We start from the raw sequence: 5,978 nt of genomic DNA on the forward strand, positions 1-5,978 counted from the left end.
AGATGAATCACCAAACTTTCAGATCGCGAAAAGCGTGAGCCGCTTTTCTGTGTTTACGTTCTCTGTTTCGCTTACGACACTTAACCTACGAAGCCCCCCTGAACGAACAACAAAACAAACCTGTGGAATCACTGTAAAAATCTGCGCTTTCTTGAGAACGCCAAACGTCAGCCACCGACCCCCGCATCCTGGCTTGAGCCCTTCAACACCCGCCCCTCACCACAGCTCACTCCCACTCACCCCGTGTTACCCCGCCGTAACACAAACTCAGAAAAGCAACGCTTCCGCAACATGGCAGCAACGGGACAGAGAGAAAGCGCACCTACCGTCTCATTATGACCGCAACACTTGAGACCACTACACAGCCATCAACCCATTTGAAGCAGGGTTCTTTCAACTGGGTTGTCCTGGCTGGACTGGGCGTATCGTTCGTCATTTCGGGGGACTTCGCCGGCTGGCAGTTCGGGCTCGGTTCCGGCGGCTGGGGTGGCCTTTTCTGCGCTCTCCTCATCGTTGCGGTGCTGTACATGGGCATGTGCCTGGCCCTCGCGGAACTGTCGGCCGCCCTCCCCTCGGCGGGCGGTGGCCACCTGTTTGCGCAGGTAGCGGTGGGTGATTTCGCCGGTTTCATGACGGCGATCGCCATTCTGTTGGAGTACGTGCTAGCCCCCGCCGCCATCGCGACCTTCATTAGCAGTTATGTCGAATCCCTCCACATCCCGGGCGTTCCCGCAGGTTGGCCCATTTATCTCTTCTGCTACATCGCGGTTGTGGTTGTCCACCTGGCAGGCGCCGGCGAGGCCCTCAAAGCGATGTGCGTCGTCACCATCATCGCCGTCGCTGCACTGGTGCTGTACACCGTGGTGATGGCCCCGCACGTGCATATCAGCGCCTTCACCGATGGCTGGTCAGGGTCCTCATCTCACGCTGTATCCGGTACGTCGGACCGAATTTCTCTTTTCGACGGTGGACTCGCGGGAATTTGGGCGGCTATTCCGTTCGCCATGTGGTTCTTCCTGGCCATCGAAGGCGTTCCGATGGCTGCCGAGGAGGCGAAGGACCCGGCGCAATCGGTTCCGAAGGCGATCGTCGTCGCGATGATGATCTTGCTGGTGGCGGCTATCACGATGATGGTGGTGGGGCCGGGCGCCGCGGGCACTGGAGTCGTGGCGGAGTCAGGAAATCCGCTGGTAGCCGCCCTTGAGCGCGTCGGTGCGAACCACGCGGTTGCGGTGGCCATCAATTACGCGGCCTTGTTGGGCCTGGTGGCGTCGTTCTTTTCGATTATTTACGGGTATTCGCGGCTAACGTTTTCGCTGTCCCGCGCTGGTTTGCTTCCCGCTTTCTTATCGACGACGAACCGCCGCGGCGCGCCGACGTGGGCGCTGATTGTCCCCGCGTGCGTGGGGTTTGCGTTGACGTTGGTGGCCGATGGTGACGCCCTGATGTCTGTTGCCGTGTTTGGTGCCGTGGTGTCCTACGCGCTGATGATGGTGGCGCATATTGTGTTGCGGGTGCGGCGCCCGGAGTTGCCGCGGCCGTACCGGACGCCCGGTGGCGTCGTGACCTCGGGTGTTGCGTTGGTGTTGTCGCTGGGCGCGGTTGTGGCAACGTTCATGAATGCGCCTGTGCTCGCCGGATGTGCGTTGGGTGTGATGGCGCTGGCAGCCGTCGGGTACGCGGTGTGGGGCCGGAATACGTCGCCGGTGGATATTACGCAGGAACGCGCTGCGCGGAAACGTGCTGAAAGGGATCTGAAGGAACCCGCCCTCACCCCACGCACAACCACCACCCTCCAGGCCGAGGAGGTCCGCTAATGTTTTCCCAACACCTAGCTGGACACACGTACTCATTCGCCTCCTTAACAGAGGTGATGGCGAAGGCATCACCGATCCGCTCGGGCGACCAACTGGCCGGATGCGCCGCCAATTCCGCGGCCGAGCGCGTCGCCGCGGCCATGGTGCTGGCGGACGTGGAACTCAGCGAGTTCCTCCGTCGCCCGCTCATCGACGATGCCGTCACAGAGCTCATCCACCGAACCCACGACTCCGACGCGTTCCGCCCCCTCGCACACATGACCGTGGGCGCGTTCCGCGAATACCTCCTGGAACAGGCCTATCGCGGCGCCGACATCTCCTCGTTGGCGTGGGGGTTGACGCCAGAGATGGCCGCCGCCGTCTCCAAACTCATGAGCAATGGCGAGCTGATCGCGGTCTCCGCCGCGTTAAGCGTCGTCACGAAATTCCGCACAACCCTGGGTTTACCTGGTCGTTTGTCGTCGCGGCTGCAACCCAACCACCCCACCGATGACCCTGCGGGTGTGGCGGCCAGTGTCCTCGACGGGCTGCTGTTCGGGTGCGGCGACGCGGTGGTGGGCATTAACCCGGCCGGCGATTCCCCCGAAGCGGTCCGTGACCTGCTGCTTCTGCTCGACGAGGTGCGGCGGCGGTACTCCATCCCCATGCAGTCGAGCGTGCTCACGCACATCTCGACGACGATTGACCTCATGGAGGCCGGCGCGCCCGTGGACCTGCCGTTTCAATCAATTGCAGGGACGGAGGGAGCGCTGCGGTCCTTCGGGGTGTCACTCGACATGCTGGCCGAAGCAGAGCAGGCCGCGGACGAATTGCGCCGAGGAACCGTCGGCACGAATGCTTTGTATTTTGAGACCGGTCAGGGATCGTGCCTGTCAGCAGGCGCGAATATCGGCGTCGATGGGCCGGTTGACCAGCAAACTTTGGAGGCTCGCGCGTACGGGGTGGCGCGTGCGTATCGACCGCTGTTGGTCAATACGGTGGTGGGGTTCATCGGGCCCGAATACCTATACGACGGTAAGCAAATTATCCGGGCGGGGCTGGAGGACAACTTCTGTGGGCGGCTCCTGGGCATTCAAATGGGGTGCGACGTGTGCTACACCAACCATGCCGAAACGGATAGCGACGATATGGACACGCTCCTGCACCTTCTGGCTGCGGCGAACACCGGTTTCGTCATCGCCGTTCCGGGTGCCGACGACATCATGCTGGGCTATCAGTCCCTGTCCTTCCATGACATCGCGCAGGTTCGCGCCACCATGGGCAAACGGCCGGCGCCCGAATTCGAAGAGTGGTTGCACACAACCGGGGTTACGGACCAAGGCGGATTGCTTGCCGACGACGGCCCTGCGCCCGCGCTCTCGCCCGACCATGCCATGGAATTGGGGTGGACATCATGACGAAGCAGCTCGACGTCACGACCACGGGTGGCGATGCCGGCCGCGCTAAGGACGACAACCGTGCTGAGGACAACAATCGTCCCGACGCGTGGGCGAGAGTCCGTGATCTCACCCCGGCGCGGATCGGGTTAGGGAGACACGGAGCGGCCCAACCGACCTCATCGAAGCTATCGTTCGCAGCAGCTCACGCAGCCGCACGCGACGCTGTTCATTCAGGTCATGCCGGTGGCGCGGATGATTCGGGTGGCGCGGGTAGTTCCGGCACCGCGAAAGGACTTTCCTTCCTTGCCGACGCACCGCTCGTGCGGTCACGCGCCGGGAATCGGTCTGAGTATTTACGACGCCCGGACCTGGGACGACTCCCCAACGAAGACGACCTCAAGAAACTGCCCACTCGTGAGGCCGGATGGGATGTGGGGATAGTCATGGCGGATGGTCTCTCTCCCGATGCCTTGTCCTACCACGGGAAAGCCACGGAAGAGGCGTTGCGAGACACACTTCACCGCATCTGCCCGGAGCTCTCCATTGCCTCCACCGTCAGAGCTGACCAAGCGCGGGTCGCGTTGGGCGATCACATTGCGCACGCCATGAACATGCGCGTGATTGTCGTCATTATCGGCGAGCGACCTGGGCTTTCGGTGCCATATTCGCTAGGCATGTACATCACGTATAACGCGTCACCGGGGACGACCGACGAGCGGCGGAACTGCATTTCCAACATTCACCCGCCGGACGGGCTGAGTTATGACCACGCGGCATTCACCGCGGCCGACCTCATCTCGAAAATGATGGAACTCGGGAAATCGGGTGCGACGTTGAAAGCGACGCGGCACACTATTTCCAGCTAACGAGTTCGCACTCCTACTCCGTCGGCATCGCGATGTAGCGAACCTCCTGGTACTCCTCGATGCCGGCGTTTCCGCCTTCGCGGCCCAAGCCGGACTGCTTCACGCCACCAAATGGGGCCGCCGCGTTGGACAACACTCCCACATTCAACCCGGCCATTCCAGCCTCGAGGTCCTCTGAGAACCGCAGCGCGCGCTGGACATTCGTCGTAAATAAATAGGATGACAATCCATATTCGGTATCGTTGGCTAACTCAAGTGCCTGGCTTTCCGTAGAGAATGTCGTAATCGGGGCGACGGGCCCGAAAATCTCTTCCCGGAATACTCGCGCATTGGTTGGAACCGGATAAAGCACCGTCGGCTTATAGAAATAGCCCTTGCCCTCGAGGGGTTCGCCGCCGCAGAGCACCTTCGCACCCTTTTCTTTAGCATCATCAACCAAAGCGGCTACGTTATCCAGGGCTTTCTTCTCAATCAGAGGGCCACACGTGGTGCCCTCATCCAACCCATTTCCGCACGTCAGATCACCCATTGCCTCGGCCAGCTTCTTCGAGAACTCCTCGGCCACCGACTCATGCACGATAAATCGGTTCGCAGCCGTGCAGGCCTCACCCATATTCCGCATCTTTGCAGCCATCGCGCCCTCAACAGCCTTGTCCAGATCGGCGTCGTCAAAAACGACAAACGGAGCATTGCCACCCAGCTCCATCGAGGTGCGCAACACGTTCTTGGAGGCAGCCTCGAGCAGGTGCTTTCCGACGCCGGTCGAGCCGGTGAACGACATCTTGCGCAACCGCGAATCGTCCATGATCGGCTCCGACACTGACGACGCGGATTTCGACGGCACCACATTGACGACGCCATCCGGCACGCCGGCCTGACGCAGCAGCTCGACGAAGTACAGCGAGGTGAGAGGAGTCAAACGCGCGGGCTTCAACACGACGGTGCAACCGGCAGCCAGCGCTGGGCCGATCTTGCGGGTGCCCATCGCGAGCGGGAAATTCCACGGGGTAATGAGGAAACACGGCCCCACGGGGCGGCGGGAGACCAGGAACCGTAGAGTGCCCTCCGGACTCGTGGAATACTGACCGCCGATGCGGTTAGCTTCTTCAGAGAACCAGCGGAGGAACTCCCCGCCATAAGTCACCTCACCGCGGGATTCCGCGAGAGGCTTCCCCATTTCCAGCGTCATCAACGTGGCTAATTCCTCAGAGTTCTCTTGAACCAGGTCAAACGCCTTTTTCAGTATTGAGCTGCGCTCACGGGTCGACGTATGTGACCACTCGTATTGGGCATCGGATGCCGCGTCAAGAGCCTTAATGGCATCATCGCCCGTCGCGCTAGCCACGGTTGCGATGACCTCACCGGTGGCAGGATTCTCCACATCAAACGTCTCTGAGCTAGCCGAATCAACCCACTTCCCATTAATAAACAACTGGGTAGGAGTTTTCGCTATCAGCTCTTTCGGATCAATAGACACAACGACGCCTTTCAGATTGATTGTCACAGGTCAGTTGACTGTCACGTGTAGGGATAACTGCCAGGGTAATCCCCGTTACACTTTTGCGTCGGGAAAGCGGAATAGCGGAGAAAACACTGCTCCACTGGAATCAGAGGAGGTATTATTACAACGATTGTCACTACGCCGGCACAGTGGAGATAAAAAATAATGACCATACACGTCCATGCAACAGTTGAACCGGATGGAGAATGGTGGCTTGTCACCATCCCTAAGTACGACATTTTCGGTCAGGCAAATCGACGTGAAGATGGGGAAGCCGTTGCAAAAGAAATCGCCGCATTATGGTTTGATACCGAAGAAGGAAACATCGAAGTTACCCTCGATAACTAAAAGCACAACGAGCGAGACCTAGTCTTCTCATCTAGTGTTCTCATCTTTTGCCATCGGCTTTCTTATA

General features: G+C 60.0%; 5 protein-coding genes. 4 read left to right on the forward strand and 1 reads right to left on the reverse strand.

What is annotated here, in order from left to right:
• Positions 1-335: 335 nt before the first annotated feature.
• Genes eat through eutC form a run of 3 tightly spaced genes read left to right on the forward strand, consistent with a single transcriptional unit; the run spans position 336 to position 4,062 of the window.
• Positions 336-1,817 (forward strand): ethanolamine permease, encoded by a 1,482-nt coding sequence (gene eat, locus Q3981_RS09995; protein ID WP_303125850.1) that lies wholly within the window; start codon positions 336-338, stop codon positions 1,815-1,817.
• A complete protein-coding gene (locus Q3981_RS10000; protein WP_303125853.1) occupies positions 1,817-3,214 on the forward strand; it encodes an ethanolamine ammonia-lyase subunit EutB in 1,398 nt (465 codons plus the stop codon). The genes eat and Q3981_RS10000 overlap by 1 nt, the downstream gene beginning before the upstream one ends.
• On the forward strand, positions 3,211-4,062 hold the full coding sequence (eutC, locus tag Q3981_RS10005) for an ethanolamine ammonia-lyase subunit EutC (protein WP_303125855.1): 852 nt from the start codon (positions 3,211-3,213) through the stop codon (positions 4,060-4,062). Before Q3981_RS10000 ends, eutC begins: the two co-directional genes overlap by 4 nt.
• A 13-nt stretch (positions 4,063-4,075) precedes the next feature.
• Here eutC and Q3981_RS10010 read toward each other — a convergent pair whose 3' ends face one another.
• Positions 4,076-5,539: an NAD-dependent succinate-semialdehyde dehydrogenase gene (locus Q3981_RS10010; RefSeq protein ID WP_303125859.1), complete on the reverse strand. Its 1,464-nt coding sequence runs from the start codon at positions 5,537-5,539 to the stop codon at positions 4,076-4,078.
• Positions 5,540-5,728: 189 nt separating this feature from the next.
• Here Q3981_RS10010 and Q3981_RS10015 point away from each other — a divergent pair, with 189 nt between their 5' ends.
• Positions 5,729-5,911, forward strand: a complete 183-nt coding sequence (locus Q3981_RS10015; protein WP_303125857.1) for a hypothetical protein — start codon at positions 5,729-5,731, stop codon at positions 5,909-5,911.
• Positions 5,912-5,978 lie beyond the last annotated feature (67 nt).

This window comes from Corynebacterium sp. (genome assembly GCF_030530965.1).
Classification (GTDB): domain Bacteria; phylum Actinomycetota; class Actinomycetes; order Mycobacteriales; family Mycobacteriaceae; genus Corynebacterium.

Excerpts from the sequence above, each read along its gene's own strand:
- Q3981_RS10015 (WP_303125857.1), top strand. The coding sequence starts at position 5,729 with ATGACCATACACGTCCATGCAACAGTTGAACCGGATGGAGAATGGTGG.
- eat (WP_303125850.1), top strand. The coding sequence starts at position 336 with ATGACCGCAACACTTGAGACCACTACACAGCCATCAACCCATTTGAAG.
- eutC (WP_303125855.1), top strand. The coding sequence starts at position 3,211 with ATGACGAAGCAGCTCGACGTCACGACCACGGGTGGCGATGCCGGCCGC.
- Q3981_RS10000 (WP_303125853.1), top strand. The coding sequence starts at position 1,817 with ATGTTTTCCCAACACCTAGCTGGACACACGTACTCATTCGCCTCCTTA.